A 25558-nucleotide genomic window follows, 5' to 3' on the forward strand; every position below is an offset into this window, starting at 1 on the left:
CTTTACAAGAGAGAAAATATTTTTTGATACAGAATGGTTTTAAATGTTTTTAATAATTAATTTCACTTTAAGGTGATGTTTTAGAAAAAATTTAACAATTCAATCCTTAAATTTAATAAGCTGTTGTGAGCTTTTGATAGAATAAATAAGGATTTTTGCTTCAAATTTTTACCATGAAAAAACTGAGTATTCTATTTCTTTCACTTCTTGCGGTTTCTTTCCATGCGCAAATTGTTTCGGCAACTGTATTTTCTAAAGACGAAAATAAACCGATTCCTTATGTAAAAGTAGGTGTGGAAAAAGAAAAGACCGGAGTAATTTCAGACGAGACCGGACACTTTTCTATAGATCTTTCCACTATCAATACTACAAAACCTATATTGATAGAAGTTCCCGGATATGAAAAATATTCACTATCTGTCCAAAATTTTAAAAATGTAGACGGACAAAAGATTTTCCTGAAAGAAAAGGTGAAAAATATTGATGAGGTAAAGATTAAACCTAAAAAATTGGTAGATAAAAACTGGGGAGTGAATACCAAAACAAAGAGTGTCATGTATTCTGTAAATCCGGATGTTAAAAATGAGAACTTTTTGGGTGAAACGGCTTTAGAATTTAGTACGAACAAAAAATCGAAAATAAAAAATATCAATCTGAACATTGCAAGCTATACTTCCGATCAGCCGGTTGTTATGCGTTACAGCATCTATTCGGAAAAAAAACGGCTTTCCGGATAAAAATATTCTGGAGGAAGAAATTACTGTTGAGCTGACGAAAGATATGATAAAAGACGATACCTTTACTTTAGATGTTAACGATCGGAATATCTGGGTTCAGGGGAAATTTTTCGTAGGAATACAGTTTTTGAAAAGATTTCAGGGAAGAATAACCATTAGTGCGGCTTTATTCAGAACAGGATATATCAGAAAGTTCTATGGAGACTGGCAAAAAATGACTATTGCGGCACCTGCAATTAATATTGATGTAAAAGTGGATAAAAACGGGAAAAATATCAAAGACGAGGTAAAAGAGAATGATAATAAAGTTTCAATCTTGGCTCCCGATCTCAGTCAGTATAATATTGAAGCAGAGAGTTCTGTTTATGGTAAAAATGATGCTGTCGGAAAAACTGTGAAATTAAATGATGCAGAATTGTATTATGAGATCTATGGTGAAGGAGAGCCGTTGGTTTTGCTTCATGGAAACGGAGGAAGTATTCAGGAGTTTTACAAACAGATTCCTGAACTTTCGAAAGAGTTTAAGGTAATTGCTATCGATACGAGAGCGCAGGGAAAAAGTAAAGATTTTACCAAAGGTGATTTGAATTATAAAATTTTTGCCGATGATCTGAAAAATGTAATGGATCATTTAAACATTCCCAAAGCCAATATTCTAGGTTGGAGCGATGGTGGGAATACAGGATTGGAATTTGCTTTAAAATATCCTCAACATCTTAATAAGTTGATCATTATTGGAGCCAATGCATTTCCAAAAGGCGTAGATGAAGACTTACTGAAGAACTTCAAAAGTAAAGTATATGTCATGAATCTGGCCAATCAGCCGGAGAATGAAACTGAAAAAAGATTGTTGAATTTAATGCTGAACGAACCTAATATCAGCAAAAAGACTTTACATCAGATTCAAAATCCTACACTGGTTCTTGCCGGAGAAAATGATGTGATTAAAAAAGAGCATACCGAAATGATGGCAAAGGAAATTCCCAATGCGAAGCTTAAAATTTATCCCAAAGCAACGCATTACCTTCCTTTTGAAATTGCAGAAGATTTGAATAAAGATGTCATTGATTTTTTGAAAAACTAATCCAAAGTCAGCCTTTTTAAAGACCAGGAATTTCCATTGTAGATATCCAGATCCACTTTAGTGTTAATTCCGTGTACGATTCCGTTTTCCGTAAATTGCCAGAAGTCCCAGTTGTCATCGGGAGACGGAGTCGGTACATCATTGTAGTTGGCGAGCCAGAGCGGATAATCATCAAACTCACCCTTCAGGAAATCTTTATAGTAATGATAATAGGTGTAAATGATAGGTTTCTCGCCATATCTTTCCTCCACAATTTTACACCAGACTTTTAAATCTTCAATCAGTTTCTTGTTAGATTTTCGTCTGGGAATTTTTTCAATATCTAAAATAGGAGGTAAGTCGCCATCTTCTAAATGTACATTTTCTAGAAAGTTGTTAGCCTGAATAACGGGATCTTCATCTGCTCTGTAAAAATGATAAGCTCCCCGTATTAATTCATGTTTTTTAGCCTGCTGCCAGAATTCATCAAAGTGCTTATCTGCACTGCGGTTTCCCATGGTTGCACGCATTACCACAAATTCTAAAGGAATGGTTTTATTGCCAATACTTAAGCTGTCCCAACTGATGTCTTCTTTATTTTGATAGTGAGAGACATCAAAACCATAGGTTTTATCCAGATTATCGGAAAGGATTTTTTGAATTCTAAGTGTTTCCGCTTCAGTATTATGAAGCTTTTTATGCTTAAATTTATTAAAATATAAAGCATAGTAATAGCTGATGGAGCTTTTTAAATACAATCCGGTTCCGATAAGAGCAATAAGAAGTAATACCAAGACGATCTTGCGACGGAAAAAATAGTTCTTCCGACGGCTTTTATGGATCTTTTTGGCAGTCTTTTTGGTATACTTTTTAGGGCTCATAAAGTTTTGCAAAACTAACTTTTTAAGCGAAAAAATACTAAATAAAATAAGTAAATTTGTGTAATATGGAAACACGCGAAAAGATCATCATTATAGGAGGCGGTTTTGCGGGATTGCAACTTGCAAAAACTCTGAACAATAAAAATAAAAAAGTAATTGTTCTCGACAGGGTAAACCATCACATGTTTCAGCCGCTTTTCTATCAGGTAGCGTGTGGCAGGATAGAACCTTCCAATATTTCTTTTCCATTCAGAAAAATCTTTCAGCAATCCAGAAATACACAGTTTCGTTTAACAGAGGTTAAAGAGATTGATCCGGTTCATAATAAGGTGATTACGGATGAGGCGGAATTCACTTATGATAAATTAGTGATTGCAACAGGCTGTAAAACCAATTTTTTCGGAAATAAAGATCTGGAGTCAAAAGCTTTCGGGATGAAAAATACCCAGGAAGCCATTAGTATAAGAAACCATGTTCTTATGACGTTTGAAAAGCTTATTCTGGAAAAAAGCAGAAGCGATGACGGAAACTGGAATATTGTAATCGTAGGAAGCGGACCGACAGGAGTGGAGTTGGCTGGAGCTTTTGCAGAAATGAAAAAAGAAATTCTGCCGAGAGATTATCCTTATATGAATTTTGACCATCTTAAAATTATCCTGATAAGTTCTACAGAAAAACCACTTGCGGTGATGAGTGATGAATCTCAGGAAAAATCTGAAAAATATCTGAAAGATTTAGGAGTTACTTTCCTGAGTCAGGAATACGTGACGGATTATGATGGGGATAAAGTATATATGAAAAGCGGAAAAGAAATTCCTTCAAATAATGTGATCTGGGCAGCAGGAGTTACCGGAAACGTGATTGATGGTTTTCCGGCTGAAAATCTGATGAAAAACAGATATATTGTTGATCGCTATAACAGGATTAAAGGATATGATAATATATATGCAATAGGAGATATCTCTTATATGGAGACTCCCAAATATCCTCAAGGTCATCCGCAGGTTGCCAATGTAGCCATTAATCAGGCAAGAAATCTGGGGAAAAACTTTCTGAAGAAAAATATCAGTGAATGGAATGAATATGAATACGATGACAAAGGTTCTCTGGCTACTATTGGTAAACATAGAGCGGTTGTTGATCTTCCGTTTATAAAATTTCAGGGATTCTTGGCGTGGTATTTTTGGATGTTCCTTCACTTAATGTTAATTTTGAGCGTTCGAAATAAACTTGCAGTGTTTTTTAACTGGATGTGGAGTTATTTCAACAAAGATTCAGCTTTAAGATTAATTATTTTACCTAATAAGAAAAACGGAACATTACAATGAGAATTGATATCATAAGCGTACTTCCAGAATTGATGGAAAGCCCATTTCAAACTTCTATTTTGAAAAGAGCGATGGATAAAGGATTGGCAGAAGTGCATTTTCATCATCTTAGAGACTGGGCGATCAATAAGCACAGACAGATCGATGATGAGCCTTATGGAGGAGGGGCAGGAATGGTAATGATGGTAGAACCTTTGGATAAATGCATTTCTGAGTTAAAATCACAAAGAGAATATGATGAGGTGATTTATTTAACACCCGATGGAGTTACTTTAAACCAGAAAATTGCTAATACCTTATCGATAAAAAACAATTTGATTTTCCTTTGCGGGCATTATAAAGGAATTGATCAGAGAGTAAGAGATTTACATATTACTAAAGAAATTTCAATAGGAGATTATGTTCTGACAGGAGGAGAGCTTGCCGCATGTGTGCTTGCTGATTCTGTAATCCGTCTTTTACCGGGAGTTTTGAATGATGAACAAAGTGCTTTAACAGATAGTTTTCAGGATGATCTTCTTTCACCGCCTATTTATACAAGACCAGAAGTATATAAAGGCTTAGAGGTTCCAAAAGTATTGCTGAGCGGTAATTTTGGTAAAATTGAGGAATGGAGACATGACGAAGCCGTAAGAATAACGAAAGAAAAACGACCGGATTTACTCTAAATCCGGTTTTTTATTGGAATATATTCTAAAAAAATTCAATAAAAAAGAAGAGAAACTTCAATCAGATCAAAAAAAACATAAAATAATCCCATTTCATAGATTAGATTTAGATTAAAAAACCAAAAAAAACACGATTATTAGGTATAATTTGTAATTTTTTTACGAAATTTATGCGCGGTCAAAATCGAGAAAAATTTCTCTCGCGATGATGAAAAAATAATTTAAAATACGGCAATTTTACGGTAAAATTTAAATCTATATGAATAGTTTTATTGTTAATTTTCACATTATGAAGATTTAGTTTTTGGGTTTTTCATAAAATAATTGTGAAATAGGTAATAATATTTGTAAAAAAGTGATAAATTTACATTCGGAATTTAAGGAGAAGAAACCGCGCTTTTGAAAATAAATGTTGATGGAATTATTAGCTTTTTATAATGTAGAAAATTTATTTTTACCTGATCCGAAACCCACACATAAGCTTGATCCTACCCATTCAGGATTGAGAAACTGGGACGACCGGAAATATAAGAATAAGCTTCATAAAATTTCTCATGTTTTTCAACTTATAGAAGATAAGAAAGGTTCTTTACCATTCCTTATTGGTTTGTCTGAAGTTTCAGGAAGAAAAGTTCTGGAAGAGCTTGTACAGATGCCACCTTTTAATTCAGAATACGGAATTGTTCATTACAATTCTATGGATGAAAGGAAAGTGGATGTCGCATTACTGTATGACAAATCGAAAGTGGAAATTTTAGATTCCGAAGCCATTACTTTTTTTTTTGAAAGAGGAGATCCGAATAAAGAAGATTATGACACCACAAGAGATGTCCTTTTTTCAAAAATAAAATGTAATAATGAGATTATCAATGTCTTTGTTGCTCATTTACCCTCCAAAAGAGAAAAAGACGTCAATAAGCCTAAAAGAGATTTTATTCTCAAAGAAATTAAAGAAAAAATTGTTGGAATTGTTACGAATAGCAATGAATCCGTGATTTTGTTTGGCGATTTTAATGAGAATCCTGATGAAGAAAATCTAGTTGAGATGCTATCTGACCCCCATTCAGGTACAATCTTAGAAAATCCTTTTCGGCAGTTATTTACCGAGAAAAAGTATTCCACTTACCATTACAAATCTGGTCTTTTATTTGACCAGATTATACTATCTGCATCTTTTTTTAATAAAAGTATGGGGATTGGTTTTGAAAAGGCTTATGTTTTTAATGCAGAAGAAATTAGCAGTCGGGATAAAATGTTTAGCGGAAGGCCTTTTAGAACGTATGCAGGAACCCGTTATTTAGGTGGTTATAGCGATCATTTTCCTGTTATTGTGGAATTAAGAAAAACATAATAAATAAAAATAAAAGTAAAAAAGTAAAAAGTAAAAAAATGAAAGACGCGGAAAACACAACCTACCATTTAGATTCCATAGATAAGCAAATTATCCATATGCTGATGGATAATGCTAAAACTTCTTTGGCGCACATCTCAAAAAATGTAGGAATTTCTACAACAGCAGTGCATCAGAGAATAAAAAAGTTGGAGCAGGCCGAAGTTATCGAAAATTCAATCTCTTTTTTGAATCCTAAAAAGATCGGATATAAGGTGATTTCATACATTGGTGTTTTCTTAGATCAGCCAAGTCATTATCCGGATATGGTAAAAGCATTAAGAGATATTAATGAAGTGGTAGAAGCACATTATACAACAGGAAACTATACCATTTTCTTAAAAGTTTTATGTAAAGATAATGATCATTTGATGCAAATCCTTAGCAAAATTCAGAAGCTAAAAGGAGTAACCAGAACAGAAACTTTCATATCTTTGGAACAAGGTATTTACAGACAATTGAAAGTATAACAGATTATGAATATTGCACAATATTTGGATTCCACATATTTGAAAACTCCGGCTCAGTCGGGGCTTTCAGATGAAGAAACTTTACAGAAAGATATAGAATTGACTCAGGAAGCAATCGATAACGGAATTTTTGCTGTGATGATTCGCCCCGATTATGTATCTGAGATCAAAAAGTATATTCAGGAAAAACAATCCAATGTTGTGGTAGGAACTGTCATCGGTTTTCATGAAGGGACTTATTCCATTGATGAAAAATTGGCAGAAGCTACAAAAGCAATTACTGACGGAGCAGATGAGCTGGATTTTGTGATTAATTATAATGCTTACCTGAAAGGAAATCTAAGTTTAGTAAAAGAAGAATTTGTACAATGTACAAAGTTGTGTCTGCAACATCATAAAACTACAAAATGGATTATTGAAATTGCAGCTTTGACAGATGTTCAAATTGCAGATCTTACTAAAAATATTTCCAATTGGGCAGAAGAAAATTTCTCTGAAAACGATTTATCAAAAATTTTCGTGAAATCTTCAACCGGTTTTTATGAAACTGAAAATGGGAAACCTAACGGAGCAACATTTGAAGGAATCAAAATTATGCTGGACAATGCGGGCAAACTTCCTGTAAAAGCAGCAGGAGGGGTAAGAACTCCCGAAGATGCTGAAAAAATGATCAATCTTGGTGTCAAGAGAATAGGAACTTCTTCAGCATTGGCTTTACTTAAAAATCAGTCAGCTTCAGAAGGCTATTAAAAGATATTCATTCAAGATAATGTAAAAAAGAAACCCATCAGATTTGATGGGTTTTATTTTTATGCTTGTTGAGCTAAATATTCAGTATAAAACTCCTGAGTTTCTTTGATTAAAGCATCCATTTCTTCTAACGTAAAGACTTCTAAGAATTTTTTTCTGAAATCTTTGAAGTGAGGAACTCCACGGAAATAATTGCTGTAATGCTGTCTCATTTCAACTAAGCCTAATCTTTCACCTTTCCACTCTGCACTCCATTCTGCATGTTGACGAACAGCCAATAATCTGTCTTCGATTGCAGGAGCAGGTAAATGTTCTCCGGTTGTAAAGAAATGCTTGATCTCGTTAAAGATCCAAGGATAACCAATTGCAGCACGACCGATCATAATTCCGTCGCAAGCGTATTTTTGTTTATATTCTAAAGCTTTTTCAGGAGAATCAATATCTCCGTTTCCAAAAATTGGAATTTCGATATTTGGATTTTGTTTAATTCTTGAAATATGTTCCCAGTCAGCTTCACCCTTATACATCTGAGCACGCGTTCTTGCGTGAATGGTTAATGCTTTGATTCCCGTTTCCTGAAGGCGTTCTGCAACTTCATCAATATTAATGGAAGTACTGTCCCAACCTAAACGGGTTTTTACCGTTACGGGAAGGTGGGTAGAGCTTACCACAGCTTTTGTTAAACGAACCATAAGGTCGATATCTTTCAAAACTCCTGCTCCAGCTCCTTTGCAAACCACTTTTTTTACAGGGCATCCGAAATTGATGTCAACCAAATCTGGGTTTACCGTTTCCACAATTCTTGCAGACATGGCCATTGCTTCTTCATCACCACCAAAAATCTGAATTCCGACAGGTCTTTCATAATCAAAAATATCCAGTTTTTTTCTACTCTTGATTGCATCACGAATTAACCCTTCAGAAGAGATAAACTCCGAGTACATCAAATCTGCACCGTGCATTTTGCACAATCTTCTGAATGGAGGATCACTTACATCTTCCATGGGTGCTAACAAAAGCGGAAATTCCGGCAGTTCTATGTTGCCTATTTTTATCATGGTGCAAAGATAAGGAATTTGTTGGTAAGTCGTTGGGCTGTTAAGTTGTTGAGTAGTGAAGTCAGAATTGTTATCTCATTTTTAATCCAGCCTTTTAATATGTTAAAACGTTTCAAAGCCTTAATTTAAAGGTCTAATAATTATGTATTAAGCGAATGATACAATGCATTAAGTTGATTGGTGATTTTTTCAGCTTTTTCCCTCAGTTCTATATACTTTTCTTCAGGAATAAATTCTAAATCAAAAGAGAGAATTAAAAAATTAATCACTTCAATACTTGTACTGTATGCAATATTGATGAACTTTAATTTATCTTTTGTGGTGTTTCTATACATTCCTTCGGCAATATTTGCAGTAATGCTTGTTGTTGCTCTCCTGATCTGATTGGTAATTCCAAACCTTTCTTCATCAGGGAATGTTTCTGTAATATTGTAAATATCTTTTACTAAACCTCTTGCATTCTGCCAAACTTCCAATTTTTCAAATGAGTAGGTGTACATTTTTTGTTAAGATGTTAAGTTGTTTTAATCGTTAAGCTGTTGTTTTTTGTTACGAAGATTAAAACTAAGATATTAAAAGAAATATCATTTTCTCTACTCTATATACTGGTAATTCATCGTCATAATATCTTAACATCTTAACGCCTTAACAGTTTATCGCCTTAACATTAAAAAGACGCCTTCACCTGCATGCTACCAATATGAATGGTTCGGTCTCCCGAATTTCTTCCTTCATAGTTCAAGTTTAATTGAAGGAATGAGTTAATAGCTTGCTGAATGAATACACTCCAAACTTGGTTTTTACCCGGTTTTAAACCGTCAAGCATTTGATTTCCTACAATACTGAAATTGTTTCCGGTAAAATTATTATTGATAAACGAGAAATTACCTCTTATAGATGTTTTTTTACGCTCCCATTGTATGGTTCCGGTAATGTCGAACGCTTTCAGGAGTTCTTCACCGTCTATTCTCTGCTTTTCTCTATAAGCGGAAGAAAGCTCTGCTTGTATGGCATCGGTGAATTTATAAGTTGCTTTAGGTTTCGTTTCAAAATTATTCAAACGGTAATCTCTTGTTGCAAACAGCTGAGAAGAGTTTTTGAGGTCATGAACAGAATTTTCCCAGTCTATCCTGAATTCTTTATTAAACCAATATCCGATATTTAAAAAATGCGACGTTTGTTCCCTTTCTTCATTACTGAAATTCGCATTGATGAGGTTGTCGTTTGATATAAAGCGATAATTACCATTCCATCCCGATTTTTCGGTAGGATTGAATTGTACGGAAGTTAAGATGTTCTGATTTTTAAGAATCTGATCTGAATTCTTTTCAAACGGATTGATGACCAGTACTTTATCTTTTTTGTAAAATGAGTTTTGTGAATTCAGGGAAATATTAAAATTCCACCGTTTTAAAAATTTATTTTCGGAGTTAAAAACAATCGAAGGGTTGACGAATAATGCTAATTGCAACTTGTTTTTATTGGACGGAAGGTAGCGTACAGAATTGGTGTATACTCTGATATATTGAGCTAAATCCGAATATTCTGCAATCTCAAATTCATCAAGCTGCTGAACTCCGTCGCCATTATAATCGGTCCATTTATAAATACCCTGTCCATCGGTTACCTTTAAATACTGGAATTCTCTTTGGGCTTCCTGTCCGTTTCCTAATTCATAAAAAGCCTGTAGTCGCATTCCATTTCTGAAAAGCTGTTGATTGTAAAGGATATTTCCAACCACAAAATCATTGTTTCTCGTCATATCAGCATCCTGATTTTGATAGAAAAATTTTCTGTAGTGAAGTAAGGCGTTTAATGTTGTTTTTTCAGTTTTAATAATCTGACTTTCTGCCATGAATCCTAAAATATTATTCATGCTTTGAAGACGGTTATCACGTACAGAGTCATTATCACGCATATATACTTTTGCCAATAATTTGGTTCTGGTACTGTCTCCGATTTTCTTTTGAACAAAGATTTCCTTCCAGCTAAAACTGGTGACATCCATGAGTTGGGTGTCATTGTATTTCTTTTCATTATGTTCCATACTTCCACCGACTGCCCAGCTTCCTTTTTGCCCGGTGAATTCTGTAGAAGCTCCTCCTCTTATAAATTTCGTGTCTTGAAGAGTAGCATTGGTATTCAAATAAGATAAATTTCCTTTCGTTAAAAATTTACCTTTAATCCACCCGAAATCCAAATCGTTTTTAATCCCTTTGTAAGAATCCTGCTCATCCAGATAATTGATACGATAGTTCAATGTAGATTTGTTATTCCATTTGTTTAAAAAGCTGAAAATAAATCTATTCTGAGTTCTTCCACTGAATTCCTGAGCTAAGTTGAAATCTCTGGAGAATTCAACATCATTGATACGGTCTAAAATATGGAACTGCTTATCTATATACTGATACTCGAAAGTAGGAGTACCGCTCCAACTGTTTTTCTTAAAAATTTTATTTCCAAATACACGCCAAGCATATCCTGTATTTAATCTAGCATCTTTTGAAGAAAATAAATTGATATCGTAATTGCTTAAAGAAAAATCTGCACCTATTTTACCGTCTTTAAGTAAGTATTCGGAATTTAAAGAGTAAACCTGAGATTTTTCAGGGGAAGGTAGTTTTCTTACGGCTCTGTAGTCTCCCAAATTGGTACCCACATATTCAAAAACACGTCCGTTGTTGGTTGTTTGTTTTAACTTATAATCTCCCAAATTGACTCCAAAATACGTATAAGATACCTGATAAAGGGTTTCGTTGGGATCTGTTGAAAATTCATAATAATTTCCTACAGGATTTAATCGGTATAAGATTTTATTTACATCATATTCGGTAACGACTCCCGATGGAGCATACATCAGATTCGGATTATTACCGGCATCGGCTAAGATTTGTTCATCTTCTTTTGATAGGTTGAGCGCAAGAGGCGCATTTTTATTATCATTTTCCATAAACCAGTTAAGTCCTAGTTTAAGTTTTTCTCTTGCATGTTCTATTTTTCCTGTAAATAAATATCTTGAATAATTCCTATTGGTATAGTTATAAGAGATGGTGATGAAATTTTGCTGGAAAATAGGGCGGAAACTGGTGAACGTAACTTCCCCGGTGTTGTAATTGATGATGTAGTCCTGGTTTTCCCCTCTTTTCATTAGAATCCCGTCAATGAAAACCTGTTCGGAACCAGAAATAAGGGTAATGAACTGCTCTCCGTTTTTACCTGTTAAACGATATGGTCCTTGATTTCCTTCCACACCCTGAAAACGGACTCTGTGAAATTCACTTCGGGCAACTCCCATAGAAACATCCACGAAAGTTTTATTTTCCTTTCCCATTTCCGTTTGGAATTGAAGCCCCATACTTCTCCTCTGGTATTTGGCGAAATAATTTTTTGTTTCCGCTAGATCTAAATGTCCGGCTCTGAGGATAGACTTATCCTTTATATTAAGCTGCATGTAGATTTTGTCAAACTCTTCGAGGGTTTGAGTGTATCCGTCTGCTTGAATGGGCAGGTTGTGATCTGAAATACTGGCTAAAATCGTTACATCTTTCGAAAGTCTTCCTGAGATCTGAAGATCCATAGAACTTTGTACGGACTGTCCCTGATTGTTACCAAAAGTAATTCCTCGAATAATAGAACCTTTAGAATTAAGTTCACCTAAAAATCTTTTTTTATCATTTTTAGCTAAAACAGCTTCGTCTACAATAATTCTGTTGCTGGTTTTTACGAAATCTAAGGTGTCTTTTGCAAAAATGTCCTGTTCAAGTTTAGCAGCAATGATACTATCTTTTTTTGCGGAAAAAATACTGTCTTTTTTTAGGGTGTCTTTGGGAAGGTTGGGATTTTTCCACGAAAAAATCTGTGCATTACCCCAGAATAAGCCCATAAATAACAATACGAATATTAAAAGATAATTCCGCAATTCTTTAAAAATAATTGGTAAAAATAACTAAAAAAATACTTATACTCGGGGTTTTAACAGTATTAACAGAAAATTAATCTAATTATTGTTTTTGATTAAAAAAATGATGTAATTTTGCCCTATAAATTATTAATAATTAAAAAATTAAATTATGAGAAAAATATTTACTGTTTTAGGAATTTCAACAACGCTTTTGATGAGCGCACAAGTTGCGTTGCCATATTATGATGGATTTGCATATAGTGGTACTGCATTACAAACGCAAACAGGATGGACTGCAGCAAATACAGGAGATGATATAGCAATTGTTTCAGGGAATTTATCATATTCAGGATTACCTGCATCAACAGGAAATAAAATTAGCTTTGCAGGAGCTGGAATTGATGCAAATTTGGCTACTGCTAGTCAATCAACGGGAACAGTATATTATTCATTGTTACTAAATCCGGCTTCTATGGCTGGAGTTACTGATGCAAATGGGGGGTATTTAGCGACTTTTATTCAGACAGGAACTACTACTACCTTTGGTGCAACGTTGTGGACTAAAAGAGTAGATGATACTACATTGCAATTTGGTATAGAAGTAAGAACTGCTACGGGAGTATCTACGACTTGGACCACTACAAATTATTCTGTAAATCAGACTTACTTTATTGTAGTAGGATATACATTTAATACAGGGACAACGAGTGATGATGTTGTTAAATTATGGGTAAATCCAACAACTGGAGGTACTACTGAGCCAACACCCACAATCACAGATACTCATACTGGGACTGATTTGACAGGAATTGCAGCGTTTCAATTGAGACAAGATAGTGCGACAGAAACACCAAGTGTAGAAATTGATGAATTAAGAATAGGAACTACTTGGGCGCAGGTTGCACCATCTTCTGGTAGTTTAGCAGTTTCAGATTTCGGAAGAGAAAAATCTCTTTTTGTAAAGAACACTTTTGTAAAAAACAACGAAATTGTTTTCGGAGCTAATGCAAAAGATGTAAAAGTTTTTAATATGTTCGGACAGGTAGTGAAGACAGTCTCTGTAAAAGCTGACGGAACTTTAAATGTTGCTGATTTGGCAAAAGGAAACTATATCGTTACAGGTACTGTAAATAATGAAGCGGTATCTCAGAAAATTTTGAAAGATTAATCTTAAAGATAAAGATCTAAACATAAAAAACAGCTGCAATCTGCAGCTGTTTTTTATTTGTAAGTTAATACCAACCTCTTCTGGCTGCATTAATAATCGAGCTCAGATTCAAAACCAAAGTATACCTGATGCGTTTTGCATAATCTTTAAAAGCAGGTTCAAAGCCTAATGAAGACTGTACAGGGAAATACACTTCAAGGAAATCAGGAATTACTCTCACTTTTATTCCACTATCCCAGATGAATTTAGTTGGATGATTTTTATTTTTATAAAATCCGGCATCTGCATATACATGGAAAATTTTCCAAACACTAGAATCCACATTGAATGAAGTAATCCATTGGTTGACACTTCCCGGTAAGAAAGATTTGAAGCCTCCGTCTGCCAAAATAAACTGTTGAGATAAAATTCCGCTATTAGCACTTTCTCCTAACAATGTATATGAAAACGAATAATTTGAAACTCTGGAAATTCCATAGTTGAAGGTATTGTTTCGGGTGTCATTTCTCACAAAATATCCGGCAAACAATCTTACACTTAATTTTTGTTTAGGGGCAAATTCCCATCTGTAAAAGCCTTCTGCGGTTATTTTATTGAAGTCTTCCATTCCTTGAGTGCTTATGCTTAAGCTTTTTTCATGAATCATTTGGCTGTCGCTGTATCCATATCCAAGACTCCAAAGATTATATTTGTCATAATCCTTGTTGGCAATCATTGTCGGACTAAGATCTCTTTCGAAATAATTGTACGAAAAAGCCAAGCTTCTTCCTACTGTACTTCTCGGATTTTTTCTGAAATTAATATTGGAAAAAGCAGACAATTTACGATAAGCAAGATTATAGTCATAATGAAAATAAGATCCCGAAACTCCGAAAGTCAGGCTTCGGATAATACTTTCAGCAGGAAGAAAAGAGTAGGAGACCGCTCCTGATCCTGTCATTTTTCCGGTTCCGGAACTATACATCGGGGTAAATGAATATAAAAACTTTTGATCAAAAAATGACTGGTTTTTAAAGTTTACTCCAAATAAAAATTTATCGTAGGTGTTATTAAACCTGATTTTAGGACTAAGATAAATTTCGTTGAACTCCGGATTGGGAATATCTTTTATAAATTTGAATTTAATTTTTTTTGCATTAGAGAAAAATCCTTTAGCATATAAATAATTGTCTCTGTATTTAGATTCAGGGAAGATATAATCCTCATTTAAAGTGATTTTATAAATGTCTGTCGCAGGAATTGAAAAAGTCTTTAATTTTTCATTTTCCTCGGTTTCTACCCAGTATTCTTGTTTGCTGTTTTCTCTATTTTCAGTTTTTAATTTTACAGGGATATTCGAAAATGTATTTTTATGAATCTTAATGTTCAAAGTATCATTCTCTATATTTAACCTTTTTAATTTAAAATTTACCCTATTTTTTTGTTCCAGAAAATCGGCTAAATATTCTGTTCTTTTATCTTTTTCTGAAAGTTCTTTTAAAAAGTCTCTCGGATCAATTTTTTGGTGAGTGTTTTTTACGATGAAATCTTTCAGCAGGCTGTTGAAATTTTCATAGCCCATTTTATCCGCAGAATAATTGAATAAGCTTCCGGTCTCAAAACTGCTGATTGCCATATCATTGAAATTGCTCAGTACAGTAAATTTTTCATCGATTTTCTGATCGAGATTTTGCGACATGATATATTGATAAGCCAATCCATATCGGTCAACGAGTTTAACTTTAGAAGCATGGAATAATTTTAAAGGCTTTACTCCAAAAATTTTGGTCTCGGGAAGAGTGCCCAAAAGTTTGGATTCCTTATAGAATTTATTCAGGTATTGGATTTCCAAATACGATTTTAAACCGTTTTTAAACCAATGATTATCCTGTTTGTCCGTGACGATGCTTTCATCAAGAATTTTCTTTGCAATAATTCCGAAATAATCCAAATCTATTTTTTCGGCATCTGTAAAAAGAGGAAACTTGAATGTTAAAACCTTAATGTCATTATTCCCGAAAAAATCTTCTTTGTTCCTGAACTTTTCAGAAATAAAAATTGTTTCAGGAACAAATCCCAATTTCTCTTTGATAAATCTTAAATGAAGCGGCAGGAAAAATTCCAGGTTCTCTTTTTCCTGAGGATTCAGATCATACCCGAATTTTATTTCGGTATTGAGATCTTCAGAATTTATTTTTATCACAGGAAATTCTTTTTTGGAAAGGATAAATTCAGGATCTGAATCTAAATCACCAATGAAATTACCATTAGAAGATCGAGGGATATTACTTTGGATAAAATATTTTGTTTCGGAAGTCAGATTGATTTTCCAAAAAGTATTGAAGTTTACAGATTCTTCAATATCATGATATTTTTTTGGATACTTATTATCAGGGTCAAAATGATCAGGAACAATAAAGAAATACTTTAAAGCTACATTATTGTCTGATGTGCCATATCCTGTAAATCTTTGATCAGGAAGCTGCATTTGATACTGCAGTTGCAACTTAATTTTTTCTCCTGGTTTCAGGGTTTGCTGTAAAGGCAGGAAAAGATTTTCATCAGAGAGGTTTTGAACAGGAATTTCGTAAGCAGAGCTTTTAATTTGTAAATTCAAAAGTTTTCCCTGCTGTTCATCATTAGCAAAATGAAGGTCTGTATTTCGGTCTTCTAGTTTTCTGTAGGCTAAAGAGGTTCCTCTTTTATGATAAGCGGAAATCCAGTTTGATAACTTTATGGTGTTCATGTCTTTGCCGGAATGGTTGTAATACACCAATTCCTGATTTACCGTTAAAGTTTTTTTATCCAAAGACAGTTTGGCTTCAATAGATATACTATCTTTCTGTGCAGAAACTTCTGCAACACCTAAAAACAAAATAAGACAAATACTAATTCTTTTCAATATTCCTGATAAAGTACCAAATATAACTTATTTTGAATAGATTTCGTAAAGATTTGAGTAAGGAGTTGATAAAAAATTAACCACAAAATATACAAGAGAACTGATTTAGGTCCTTTGTATATTTTGTGGTTCGAAAATATTCTGAATTGTTTTTTTATAAAGAGTTCAGGTAAGCTTTCCAGCCTTCATTTTTATAAGTGATGGCAGCTTGTTCAGGATTTTCAGCTTTGTAAATTCCTCTACCTACGATAATGAAATCTGTGTGAAGCTTTCTGAATACATGTTCCGGAGTGTTATACTGTTGTCCTTTTCCGTCACCTGAATCTGCTAGATTTACACCCGGAGTGAACAATAGCAATTCTTCAGGAAGAGTATTTTGAGAAACCCCTCCGATTACATTCGGGTGAGATTGAGCTACTTTTAAAGCTTCTTCTCTGTAGCTGCTTGTCGTTAAAGCTCCTTTAGAAGACATTCCGATAATAGCCACAACGCCTACATTTTTGAAACAGTCTAAAGATTCAAAACCACCGATTACCTGTGATGTTACAAAATCTGCCCAATCTGTAATTTTGAAAACTCCGCTTGTGAACTGAAGTTCCTGAGTATTTCCGATATCTGCAAACTTTCTGTCTTCCATTAATAAGAAATTGTGTTTTGCAGCCAATGCTTTTAACGGAGTAATTGTTTTTTCGTATTCAAAATCAGAAATAACATCGATATGAGTTTTTAAAGCAATTACGTGTGGTCCTACTTTTTCTGCAAGATCTAACAACTCCTGTGTAGTGGTAACGTCTGCAGAAGCAATTAAGTTAGATTGTTTTGCAATAGCAGTTTCTAATAATTTTTTTGAAACAGAATGTTGTGTATTGCTTAGTTTGTGTTCGTAAGAAGATTTTGTCTTTTCTTCAAATTGGATATGATTTCCCTGTAAGAAATCCTGAATTCTTTTTACTTCTTCGTCAGATAATTCTCCATTTTCCTGAAGAATCTCGCAAACCTCCGAAATATTGAAAAGCGTGTGAACTTTGTATCCGTTGCTTTCTAAAAGCTGTTTTCCACCTTGCTCTCTGTCAAGAACCACAACAATATCTGCAACTTTCAGATCTTCCTGTTCAACTTCTGCAATGGTTTCGATCAAAGATTTTCCTGAAGTGATTACATCTTCTACCAAAAGACAATTTTGTCCTTTCTGATAAATCCCTTCAATCAGTTTCTTTGTACCGTAGCTTTTTGCCTCTTTTCTTTTAATAATTAACGGAATGTAGCTTTCCAAAGACATAGCTGTTGCCATAGGAAGTGCTGCATAAGGAACTCCACAAATTAAATCAAAATTATCCAAAGGAAGCATTTCCAATAAATAATTAGCCAGGCTTTTCAAAATTTTAGGATCTGAAGCCAACGGTCTTAAATCTACATAAAACGGACTTTCAATACCGCTTTTTAATGTAAATCTTCCGAATTTAATGATGCCTAGTTTGTAGCACTCCAAAAAGAATTCTTTTTTACTTTCCATTATTTTTTATTAGATAGTGCAAATTTAAGAATTTGAAAACGAAATGGAAAAAAACTCAAATATCAATTTTATCAGATAAAGTAAATCGTGAATTTTAAGTTTAAACTTTTGAGACGTTATAAGGATATTTATTTTAAAGAAAATTTTAGAATTTTGTCATTTCGACGAAAGGAGAAATCTAGTTTTATTATTAATAGATTCTTCATCCCGCTTTCGTTTTATTCAGAATGACAAATACATATCATAAAAAAGCATTCCATTTTGGAATGCTTTTTTTATTCTATTATTTCAGCGTCAATGATTTTTGTATTTCCTGAGCTGTATTTCTGTTCAGCTTCCCAAAGCAGGAATTTATCTACTTCTTTGATCAGTTTTGGAATTACCAGATATAAAACTGCTAAATCATCCATTACCCCCAAAACAGGTAAGGCAACTTCAGGAAGAATATCGATCGGTGAAAGTACATATAAAATACCTAATAATGGAAGAATGATATTGATGGATTTTATAGGATATGCTCCTTTTCTCCACATTTTTACCATTCTGAAAATATCAGGGATTTTTTTAATGAAGCCCTTATGGTTGATAGCTTCTTTTGCCAGATTCAATTTCGAATATTTCATTTTGTGTTTAGTTTAAATAATTCTTAACTCTGTATATTTCACAAACTTTGTACCAAATATTTATAAAATTTAGTTAAAAAATTATTTAACAATACTGTCGATAAACTGATTGGCAGATTCTGAATTCCAGTCTCTTGAAGCATCCTCTTTGATAATAATCCTTCCGTTTTTGTCCAAGAGATAAGTGGTAGGGAAAACTTTAGGAAGTATTTTTTCAGAAATAGGACTTTGTGCGATGTACACAGGAACGTTGTAATTGTTTTCTTTTAAAAACTTTCTCACAGCATCTTCCTGATCATTCATGGCGATTAAAACAAAATCTACTTTATCTTTTCTTGCTTCATATAATTTTTGAATCGAAGGCCATTCTTTTCTGCATGGAGGACACCATGTTCCCCAAAAATTCAGAAAAACAGCTTTGCCTTTGAATGCTTTAAGATTAGTACTCGGAACATTGATTCCCTGTAAATCAATATCATAATCTTCATCACTTACATGAACGGCATTCTCAATAGTGGCAATCGGGAAAAAAGTGTCCTGTAATTTTTCTTTCACTCCCGGAACGAAAGCAATAACTCCGATAATAACGATTAATACAAGATAAATTATGTTTTTTTTCATTTTTACTTTTAATAAAAATTATTTTAAACCTTAAAGGTAATTATTGTTTTAAAAAAGTTAAACATTTAGTTGTCATTCCATAGGAATCTCGACAAAGTAAATTAACGTAATAAAATTATAAATTCAGCTTAGATTCCTACGGAATGACAAACTGCACGTAATATTTTAAACTGGCTTTTAAAACTATAATAGTTCTAAAATTTCCTGAACAGCATCTTTTCCTCTGTTTTTTGCATAATACAACTGCAGATCATTGTAAAAATTATCTTTCGGATACCCTTCAGGATCAGCCTTGTATTTCATAAGCAATTCTGTTCCGTATTTTGGACGTGGTCCCCAAGAGTTTTTTACATTAAAATCTTTATCCATGATGATCACTTTAGGAATAGATTCGGTTCCGTTGGTTAAAAACTGATTGATTAAACCTTTATCATTATCTCTCAGGAAGATTTTTACTTCATTATGACCTTCAAAAAATTTGATCAATGCAGGAACCGTTGCACTCGCATCACCACACCAAGCTTCGGAAATAATTAAAATTTTTCCGTCAAAGTTTTTTGCAGCCAGTTCGTTCAATTGTTCTTCATCCGGAACATACTTTTTTAAAGTTCTGTCCATTCTCTGAAGTCCCAGTTCGTAATATTGTTTGTATTCGATTTCTTGTTGAGTAGAAGGATTTTCTAATCTTTCTCTTGCGATCTGAATATATTCTTCAAAAGAAATTCCTTGAGCCCAGTAATTTTCCATTACTCTATTGATATTTAAAAATTATTGATATTTCTAGTTTTATTGATCAAAAATAAATCCGCTAAAACAAATGCGGCTAAGCTTTCCACTACAGGAACTGCTCTTGGAAGTACACAAGGATCGTGACGTCCTTTTCCTTCTACAATGGCAGGATTTCCAAATTTATCCACACTTTCCTGAGGTCTTAAAATAGTCGCAACCGGTTTGAAAGCTACACGGAAATAAATATCCATTCCGTTGGAAATTCCCCCCTGAATTCCACCAGAAAGATTAGATTTTGTAGTAAAATCTTCGTTGAAAAGGTCGTTATGCTCTTTTCCTGTCATCTTTGCCCCACAGAATCCGCTTCCATATTCAAAACCTTTTGCAGCATTGATATTAAGCATTGCTTTACCTAATTCTGCCTGAAGTTTTGAGAAAACCGGTTCACCAATTCCTACAGGAACATTTTTGATGACACAAGTAATCGTTCCACCGATTGTATTGCCTTCTTTTTTGATTTCTTTGATTCTTTCGATCATTCTTTCTGCAGTTTCTGCATCAGGACAACGAACCTCATTGCTTTCTGTTTTAGAAAAATCTAAAGCCTGATAAGGTTTTTCGCAGAAAATTTCACCTACGGAAGATACGTAAGCATTGATCTCGATATTTGATAAAAACTGTTTTGCTAAAGCACCGGCAACTACCCAGTTCATAGTTTCTCTCGCTGAAGATTTTCCTCCGCCGCGATAATCTCTCAAACCATACTTTTGATCATACGTGAAGTCTGCATGACTCGGGCGATATGAGTTGGCGATATGATCATAATCTTTTGATTTCTGATTTTCGTTTTCGATAATAAAACCAATGGGAGTTCCTGTCGTTTTGCCTTCAAAAATTCCTGAAAGAAATTGTACCGTGTCACTTTCTTTTCTTTGAGTTACGATTGCGGATTGTCCGGGTTTTCTTCGATCCAATTCGTATTGAATTTTTTCAAAATTAACCGTTAAACCTGCCGGGAAATTATTAATGATTCCACCATAAGCCAAGCCATGACTCTCTCCAAATGTTGTAAGACTGAGAAGATTACCTAAAGTATTTAACATGATACAAATTTAAGGCTTTTTCTTCAGATAAAAACGCTCCGTAATTACTTCTGTTGATACAAATTGTTGATAGAATTGATCACGTTTTGAGCTTCTTTTTTTTCTTCCGGATTCAGTCTTTTCCAGATAAATCCTTTTTTCATGTTTGTTTTGTCAATAAATTGAGGGAAAATTCCGGCTCTTATATGTTCAAAAACATAGCCTTCTGAAATGGCGGGAAGAGGGGTTTCGTAATTAAGCGGATATTTCTTAGTAACATTGAAATCAAGGTTTCCGATTTTATAAGAATTGAAATCCATGGTTTTGTAAACGGCAGGTTTATAAAATTGCTCCACTTTAGGCTCTTTCATGAAATTTCCCAGATAGAAACTTTGAAAATGTTTTTTGACAAGTTGGGGTATGGATATAAATCCAACAAAAAACAGGCTGAAAACAGAAAATAGGATAAGTGATTTTTTTTGATCAAAATAAGTAATAAACATTACGAAAAAGATAACGAAAAATACATCGATGAAAAATCGATATTGCGCTGAAAATAAAATCACCAAAATACTTTTAATGAGTATTGAAATACAGATTAGGGTAATGGTTTTGTCTTTTTTTCTGAATGTAAAAGCTGTGAAAATAAATAAACTGATAACAAATAGAATGTTAATTTTAGACTTTATACCCTTTAAGAAGAACCAGTTTTTTATATAATCCAACCAGGAAAATTGCTGAATCTGCCTATAAGTATATTGCATATCGTAGGTTTTCCGAATAGCAATTTGTGATGAAACTTTTAAAACTTCAGAATTGGGTTTCCAGCTTATTCCAATATCACCAATTGAAACCGGAAAAACAGGATAACCGAAAGTATAGATGTTTTTAATACAAAATAAGACAACGACTAAAATTCCGGGAATTAAGTTTTTAAAATTGGATTTGATAATAAAAATTGAATATAAAAAACTTAAAATAGGGAGCCAGATCATCGTGGGCTTTATCGCAAAAACAAATACGGAATAAATGAATATAAAAGAAATGTTTTTGTTTTGCTGTAAAATCTCGTTTAAAATAAGTAATGAAAAAATTATTACCGGCAAATCCGGGCTTGGAGATTGGGAAAATAGTAATAAAATAGGAAGAAAACATAGGTGAATCCAGCTTTTTCTTTCTATAATGTAGAAGGCATAAATAATTAGTACAATTGAATTTATTCTTAAAAATGGATCGGAAAAATTAGAAAATCCGGCCTGAAAAATGTGCCAAATAGACATTTGCCCAAGCGTAAGGTTAAGATTTGAAATCCCTTTAATTAAACCGAATTCTGTTAACCATTTGATTGTGGGAACATAATATCCGAAATGGTCTATCATATATGGATAAAATGAGCCGCAAAATAAAATAATTAGCGAAGTAATAAAAAGTAGTACATAGTCTTTTTTTGAAAATACAGAAAACTCTTGATATAATTTATCTTTTAAGAAGAAAAAAAGACCTAGTAAAATCGTAGGTATTTCCACATAAATATTCAGCGGAATAAAAAAGGAAAGAACAGTCCAGATTAAACTGATTATTAAAATTCCGGAAAATATTTTTCCTGACATTCCTTTTAATGAAGAACCCAAGAAATGTTCTGAAATTTTTCCCCAACCGATTAAAGTCGGAATAATCAAAATTGCCGAAAGTAAAATTGAAATCATAAAAAAAGATTGCTTAAAAATAAGCAATCTTTTAGTGTTATTGTAAAAATAATAATTTATTTTGGCTGAACTCGACCATCTTTTCTGTCACCGGCTCTACCAATTGTATAACCGGTTGCGCCACCTACAACTCCGCCAATTACAGCTCCAAGTCCTCTGTTTTTCTTAGCGATAATTGCTCCGGCTGCGGCACCCCCTACTGCACCAATAATGGTTCCTTTTGCTGCTTTACTCATTCCTTTTTTCTGAGTGGTTCCCTGTGAAGCGGTAGTTCCGTTGTTAGCATAGGTTCCGTTTGAACCTGAGCTTTCTCTATCTCTATAGATGGTTTTTGTTTCTCTTATTACCTGTGGTTTTGAACTGTTTGAAGAAGTGGCTTCTTTTGCTTTCTTAGCTTCAACGATGCTATCTGCTTGTTTTTGGGCTTCATAAGCCATTTTTTCTTTTTCAATAGCCAATTTCTGTTTCTCAATTTCCAATTGTCTCATTTGGAATTCAATTTTCTGCTGTTCCAAAGATTTTTCGGCTACCTGATTATCTTTTTTACAAGCTGTCAGTAAAAATATCGACAAAAAGCTTGTTAATACTACCTTTTTCATAATTCAATTTTTTTATTGACAGATTTTGCCAATCGTTGTAAAGGTAATTTCAATTATAAAGCCAAAATAATGTTAACAAGTGTTAAAATTAGCAAAGGAGGAAAAACAGAATTTAAAATTTTTAACGACAAGTAAGAAGGTTTTGGTTTGAAAATTAGGATGTTAGATGAATAATTAAGAAGATTTGGTTGTATTTATTTCACCTGAACTTGATGAAAACCTTGAAATATGTGTTTTTTTGATTTAAAATTATGCTGAAAGTGTCTTGAATAGGAGGTTTTTGTCCTTTTGAATGAACTTTTTGGTGAAAAAAATATTGCATTATATCAAATTGTATTGAAATAATTATAAATCTGTTTTTGGTGATTTTTTTACATTTTTTTCATGTAAAAGGTGAAAAAATATCTTAAAAAATCTGTTTTTTTAGTTTTTTATAGAATTTTTATTTTTGTAAATTTGTTTAAACTAAAAAACTAACCATGGACTTATTTGATTATTCATTCTTTAAACTAATTTTATTATTAGTACTCATTATGTTTGTTACTATTTGTTTGTATCTGTTTCTCCGGAAAAATAGTAGCAGATCTGGATTCTGGTATTACAGCTACGATTTTCCTCATTACAAAAAATATATGGATACTAAGAAAAAAGGCTTGGGTTCTAAAAGTATTGAAGTAAGTAAAAGCGTTAACTATCCTGATGGAAAGATATAATTTCATTAATCTAAAAAAGAGGTTATGATAAGAATTTGTGAAATTTTACTTTGCATTACAAATACCCATATCTAATTATAAGATCAAGTGGGAGCTATGGAAATGTCTTTTAGTTAAACTAAATTTTTACCGTTTCTTGTATTTAAGTCAACTTATTTAAAATAAAAAAACTCTGGTCTTAAAGATCAGAGTTTTTTGAGGTGCCTAGCGTACCCGAATGATGGGTTTTTATACATTTGTATAATATCTCAAAAATAGTTTAATTTACTATGTTTAAAAGGTTTGTAGGTGTTTTTAATTTCATTTGATTTCATAGAATTGCAAGTTTATCGGGAAAATATCGGGAAGATTCTCTATTTTTGTCTTGTTCAAAATTCTTAGTATGGCATCATCAAAGTTCTTCATTAGGTCAACTTCCGAGACCTCACAAATTTATATCCGTTTTATAATTGGCTATAGGAATGAATTTCAAGCAAAAACAGGCTTGAAAATTAAAGTTTCTGATTGGAGCAAAGAAAAGGCATTGCCAAAACAAACGAGTGTCGAGAACAAGAGAATTTCAACCCAATTAAAGGAACTTGAAACTTTCATTCTAAAAGATTACAATTTTGATTATTCAAAAGGTCAAGTATTCACAAAGGATTGGTTATCTGAAAAGATAAATTCTTTTTTCAATCGTATTGATATAAATGAGGATGATTCTGTATTTCTTATTTATCTAAGAAACTTTATTGATTTTAAAGAAAGTATTTCAGATTATACAGTCTCAACAATCGGAAAACTTAAAAATTTACAAGATCGTTTCCAACAGTACCAAAAACTTAAAAAGAAAACATTTTTAATCCATGAGATTGATGCGAAAACACTTATTGGTTTTAAAGACTTTTTAGTTAACGAATGCAATTTAATGGACACGACTGCTGTGAGATTCGTGAAAAATCTTAAAACAGTTATATTCGATGCCGGAACCAACGGAAAACAAATAAATCATCAGGTTAAAGGGTTTAGTCCAGGAACAACAAATACAGAATACAAGGTTTTCTTGTCATTTGATGAGTTGGATTTAATAAAAAACATCCAAACTCTAAATAAAGATTGGGAAATTGCAAAGGATTGGTTAATCATCGGTTGTTACGTGGGGCAGCGGGCTAGTGATTTACTAAGGATGACTAAAAGAATGATTTATACTAAAACTGACAGTGATGGTAATTTATTCCGATTCTTAGAAATTAAACAACAAAAAACAGGTGAAAAGGTTGTAATTCCTATACACGAAGAGGTTGAAACTATTTTGAAAAAATATAGTGGAGATTTCCCGCCAACCTTTGCAGAAAAATTTGATTCTAATACTGCATTATTCAATAGACATCTCAAAAAAGTTTGCGAATTAGCCGGAATACATGAGATGATTACAGGAAAGGTTTATGATGACGAAAAGAAAAAAAAATTGATTGTAGAAACCGAAAAATGCAATCTTGTAAGCTCCCATGTCTGCAGACGTTCTTTCGCCACCAATTTTTATGGTAATAAGATGTTTACAACACCTCAACTGATGAGTGTTACAGGTCATAAAACAGAATCTATGTTTCTAAATTATATTGGCCGAACTGCAGATGATTGGGCAATGCAAACCGCTAAAACTTTCAAAGAATTAAGTAGTAAGAAAATTTCATAATT

21 protein-coding genes are annotated in these 25558 nt (G+C 33.2%); 9 read left to right on the forward strand and 12 right to left on the reverse strand.

The features are described 5' to 3' along the window. Positions 1-173: 173 nt before the first annotated feature. Both LV842_RS13060 and LV842_RS13065 read left to right on the forward strand, forming a co-directional pair. Entirely contained in the window at positions 174-737 is a 564-nt protein-coding gene (locus tag LV842_RS13060) for a carboxypeptidase-like regulatory domain-containing protein (RefSeq protein ID WP_233111889.1), read from the forward strand. Beyond that, positions 661-1821, forward strand: coding sequence for an alpha/beta fold hydrolase (locus LV842_RS13065; RefSeq protein ID WP_233111890.1), 1161 nt, complete (start codon positions 661-663; stop codon positions 1819-1821). The genes LV842_RS13060 and LV842_RS13065 overlap by 77 nt, the downstream gene beginning before the upstream one ends. On the opposite strand, the gene LV842_RS13070 is transcribed toward LV842_RS13065, so the two are convergent. Next, on the reverse strand, positions 1818-2681 hold the full coding sequence (locus LV842_RS13070; protein ID WP_233111891.1) for a glycoside hydrolase family 25 protein: 864 nt from the start codon (positions 2679-2681) through the stop codon (positions 1818-1820). The genes LV842_RS13065 and LV842_RS13070 overlap by 4 nt on opposite strands. A 65-nt stretch (positions 2682-2746) precedes the next feature. Between LV842_RS13070 and LV842_RS13075 the strand changes: the two genes are divergently transcribed. From LV842_RS13075 to deoC, 5 genes are all read left to right on the forward strand, one after another. Beyond that, positions 2747-4009, forward strand: a complete 1263-nt coding sequence (locus LV842_RS13075) for an NAD(P)/FAD-dependent oxidoreductase (protein ID WP_233111892.1) — start codon at positions 2747-2749, stop codon at positions 4007-4009. Beyond that, positions 4006-4677, forward strand: coding sequence for a tRNA (guanosine(37)-N1)-methyltransferase TrmD (trmD, locus tag LV842_RS13080; RefSeq protein ID WP_047441831.1), 672 nt, complete (start codon positions 4006-4008; stop codon positions 4675-4677). The genes LV842_RS13075 and trmD overlap by 4 nt, the downstream gene beginning before the upstream one ends. A 415-nt stretch (positions 4678-5092) precedes the next feature. Continuing rightward, positions 5093-6028 carry an endonuclease/exonuclease/phosphatase family protein gene (locus LV842_RS13085; RefSeq protein ID WP_233111893.1) on the forward strand — a complete coding sequence of 312 codons (936 nt, stop codon included), beginning with the start codon at positions 5093-5095 and terminating at the stop codon, positions 6026-6028. 38 nt (positions 6029-6066) lie between these two features. After that, complete coding sequence (locus LV842_RS13090) at positions 6067-6537, forward strand: Lrp/AsnC ligand binding domain-containing protein (RefSeq protein ID WP_100376671.1); 471 nt, start codon at positions 6067-6069, stop codon at positions 6535-6537. 6 nt (positions 6538-6543) lie between these two features. Continuing rightward, positions 6544-7287, forward strand: coding sequence for a deoxyribose-phosphate aldolase (gene deoC, locus LV842_RS13095; RefSeq protein ID WP_262909424.1), 744 nt, complete (start codon positions 6544-6546; stop codon positions 7285-7287). A gap of 59 nt (positions 7288-7346) precedes the next feature. On the opposite strand, the gene dusB is transcribed toward deoC, so the two are convergent. From dusB to LV842_RS13110, 3 genes are all read right to left on the reverse strand, one after another. Continuing rightward, positions 7347-8345, reverse strand: a complete 999-nt coding sequence (gene dusB / locus LV842_RS13100; protein ID WP_233111894.1) for a tRNA dihydrouridine synthase DusB — start codon at positions 8343-8345, stop codon at positions 7347-7349. A gap of 140 nt (positions 8346-8485) precedes the next feature. Continuing rightward, positions 8486-8845, reverse strand: coding sequence for a four helix bundle protein (locus tag LV842_RS13105; protein WP_233111895.1), 360 nt, complete (start codon positions 8843-8845; stop codon positions 8486-8488). 167 nt (positions 8846-9012) lie between these two features. Then, the gene (locus LV842_RS13110) at positions 9013-12228 is read right to left on the reverse strand and encodes a hypothetical protein (RefSeq protein WP_233111896.1); all 3216 of its coding nucleotides are present in this window, start codon (positions 12226-12228) and stop codon (positions 9013-9015) included. Positions 12229-12415: 187 nt separating this feature from the next. Between LV842_RS13110 and LV842_RS13115 the strand changes: the two genes are divergently transcribed. Beyond that, positions 12416-13414 (forward strand): T9SS type A sorting domain-containing protein, encoded by a 999-nt coding sequence (locus tag LV842_RS13115; RefSeq protein WP_233111897.1) that lies wholly within the window; start codon positions 12416-12418, stop codon positions 13412-13414. Positions 13415-13478: 64 nt separating this feature from the next. Here LV842_RS13115 and LV842_RS13120 read toward each other — a convergent pair whose 3' ends face one another. From LV842_RS13120 to LV842_RS13155, 8 genes are all read right to left on the reverse strand, one after another. Then, positions 13479-16295, reverse strand: coding sequence for a gluzincin family metallopeptidase (locus LV842_RS13120; RefSeq protein WP_233111898.1), 2817 nt, complete (start codon positions 16293-16295; stop codon positions 13479-13481). Between the two features lie 154 nt (positions 16296-16449). Next, positions 16450-17808 (reverse strand): orotidine-5'-phosphate decarboxylase, encoded by a 1359-nt coding sequence (gene pyrF / locus LV842_RS13125; RefSeq protein WP_233111899.1) that lies wholly within the window; start codon positions 17806-17808, stop codon positions 16450-16452. A gap of 275 nt (positions 17809-18083) precedes the next feature. Then, a complete protein-coding gene (locus LV842_RS13130; protein WP_233111900.1) occupies positions 18084-18431 on the reverse strand; it encodes a YkvA family protein in 348 nt (115 codons plus the stop codon). 81 nt (positions 18432-18512) lie between these two features. After that, entirely contained in the window at positions 18513-19052 is a 540-nt protein-coding gene (locus LV842_RS13135; RefSeq protein WP_233111901.1) for a TlpA family protein disulfide reductase, read from the reverse strand. Between the two features lie 183 nt (positions 19053-19235). Beyond that, positions 19236-19799 (reverse strand): thioredoxin family protein, encoded by a 564-nt coding sequence (locus LV842_RS13140; RefSeq protein WP_233111902.1) that lies wholly within the window; start codon positions 19797-19799, stop codon positions 19236-19238. A gap of 14 nt (positions 19800-19813) precedes the next feature. After that, the gene (gene aroC / locus LV842_RS13145) at positions 19814-20884 is read right to left on the reverse strand and encodes a chorismate synthase (protein ID WP_233111903.1); all 1071 of its coding nucleotides are present in this window, start codon (positions 20882-20884) and stop codon (positions 19814-19816) included. A 44-nt stretch (positions 20885-20928) separates the two neighbouring features. After that, positions 20929-22569 carry an LIC_10190 family membrane protein gene (locus LV842_RS13150; RefSeq protein WP_233111904.1) on the reverse strand — a complete coding sequence of 547 codons (1641 nt, stop codon included), beginning with the start codon at positions 22567-22569 and terminating at the stop codon, positions 20929-20931. 56 nt (positions 22570-22625) lie between these two features. Next, on the reverse strand, positions 22626-23168 hold the full coding sequence (locus tag LV842_RS13155; protein WP_233111905.1) for a YMGG-like glycine zipper-containing protein: 543 nt from the start codon (positions 23166-23168) through the stop codon (positions 22626-22628). Positions 23169-24263: 1095 nt separating this feature from the next. Here LV842_RS13155 and LV842_RS13160 point away from each other — a divergent pair. After that, positions 24264-25556: a phage integrase SAM-like domain-containing protein gene (locus LV842_RS13160; protein ID WP_233111906.1), complete on the forward strand. Its 1293-nt coding sequence runs from the start codon at positions 24264-24266 to the stop codon at positions 25554-25556. The last annotated feature ends 2 nt before the right edge of the window (positions 25557-25558 follow it).

Origin of the sequence: Chryseobacterium gwangjuense (assembly GCF_021311115.1) — a bacterium.
GTDB classification, from domain to species: Bacteria; Bacteroidota; Bacteroidia; order Flavobacteriales; family Weeksellaceae; genus Chryseobacterium; species Chryseobacterium gwangjuense.

Coding starts and splice junctions, on each gene's coding strand:
- pyrF (WP_233111899.1), bottom strand. CDS start 17,808: ATGGAAAGTAAAAAAGAATTCTTTTTGGAGTGCTACAAACTAGGCATC.
- LV842_RS13150 (WP_233111904.1), bottom strand. CDS start 22,569: ATGATTTCAATTTTACTTTCGGCAATTTTGATTATTCCGACTTTAATC.
- aroC (WP_233111903.1), bottom strand. CDS start 20,884: ATGTTAAATACTTTAGGTAATCTTCTCAGTCTTACAACATTTGGAGAG.
- trmD (WP_047441831.1), top strand. CDS start 4,006: ATGAGAATTGATATCATAAGCGTACTTCCAGAATTGATGGAAAGCCCA.
- LV842_RS13115 (WP_233111897.1), top strand. CDS start 12,416: ATGAGAAAAATATTTACTGTTTTAGGAATTTCAACAACGCTTTTGATG.
- LV842_RS13155 (WP_233111905.1), bottom strand. CDS start 23,168: ATGAAAAAGGTAGTATTAACAAGCTTTTTGTCGATATTTTTACTGACA.
- LV842_RS13140 (WP_233111902.1), bottom strand. CDS start 19,799: ATGGAAAATTACTGGGCTCAAGGAATTTCTTTTGAAGAATATATTCAG.
- LV842_RS13085 (WP_233111893.1), top strand. CDS start 5,093: ATGGAATTATTAGCTTTTTATAATGTAGAAAATTTATTTTTACCTGAT.
- LV842_RS13090 (WP_100376671.1), top strand. CDS start 6,067: ATGAAAGACGCGGAAAACACAACCTACCATTTAGATTCCATAGATAAG.
- dusB (WP_233111894.1), bottom strand. CDS start 8,345: ATGATAAAAATAGGCAACATAGAACTGCCGGAATTTCCGCTTTTGTTA.
- LV842_RS13130 (WP_233111900.1), bottom strand. CDS start 18,431: ATGAAATATTCGAAATTGAATCTGGCAAAAGAAGCTATCAACCATAAG.
- deoC (WP_262909424.1), top strand. CDS start 6,544: ATGAATATTGCACAATATTTGGATTCCACATATTTGAAAACTCCGGCT.
- LV842_RS13110 (WP_233111896.1), bottom strand. CDS start 12,228: ATGGGCTTATTCTGGGGTAATGCACAGATTTTTTCGTGGAAAAATCCC.
- LV842_RS13105 (WP_233111895.1), bottom strand. CDS start 8,845: ATGTACACCTACTCATTTGAAAAATTGGAAGTTTGGCAGAATGCAAGA.
- LV842_RS13075 (WP_233111892.1), top strand. CDS start 2,747: ATGGAAACACGCGAAAAGATCATCATTATAGGAGGCGGTTTTGCGGGA.
- LV842_RS13060 (WP_233111889.1), top strand. CDS start 174: ATGAAAAAACTGAGTATTCTATTTCTTTCACTTCTTGCGGTTTCTTTC.
- LV842_RS13135 (WP_233111901.1), bottom strand. CDS start 19,052: ATGAAAAAAAACATAATTTATCTTGTATTAATCGTTATTATCGGAGTT.
- LV842_RS13070 (WP_233111891.1), bottom strand. CDS start 2,681: ATGAGCCCTAAAAAGTATACCAAAAAGACTGCCAAAAAGATCCATAAA.
- LV842_RS13160 (WP_233111906.1), top strand. CDS start 24,264: ATGGCATCATCAAAGTTCTTCATTAGGTCAACTTCCGAGACCTCACAA.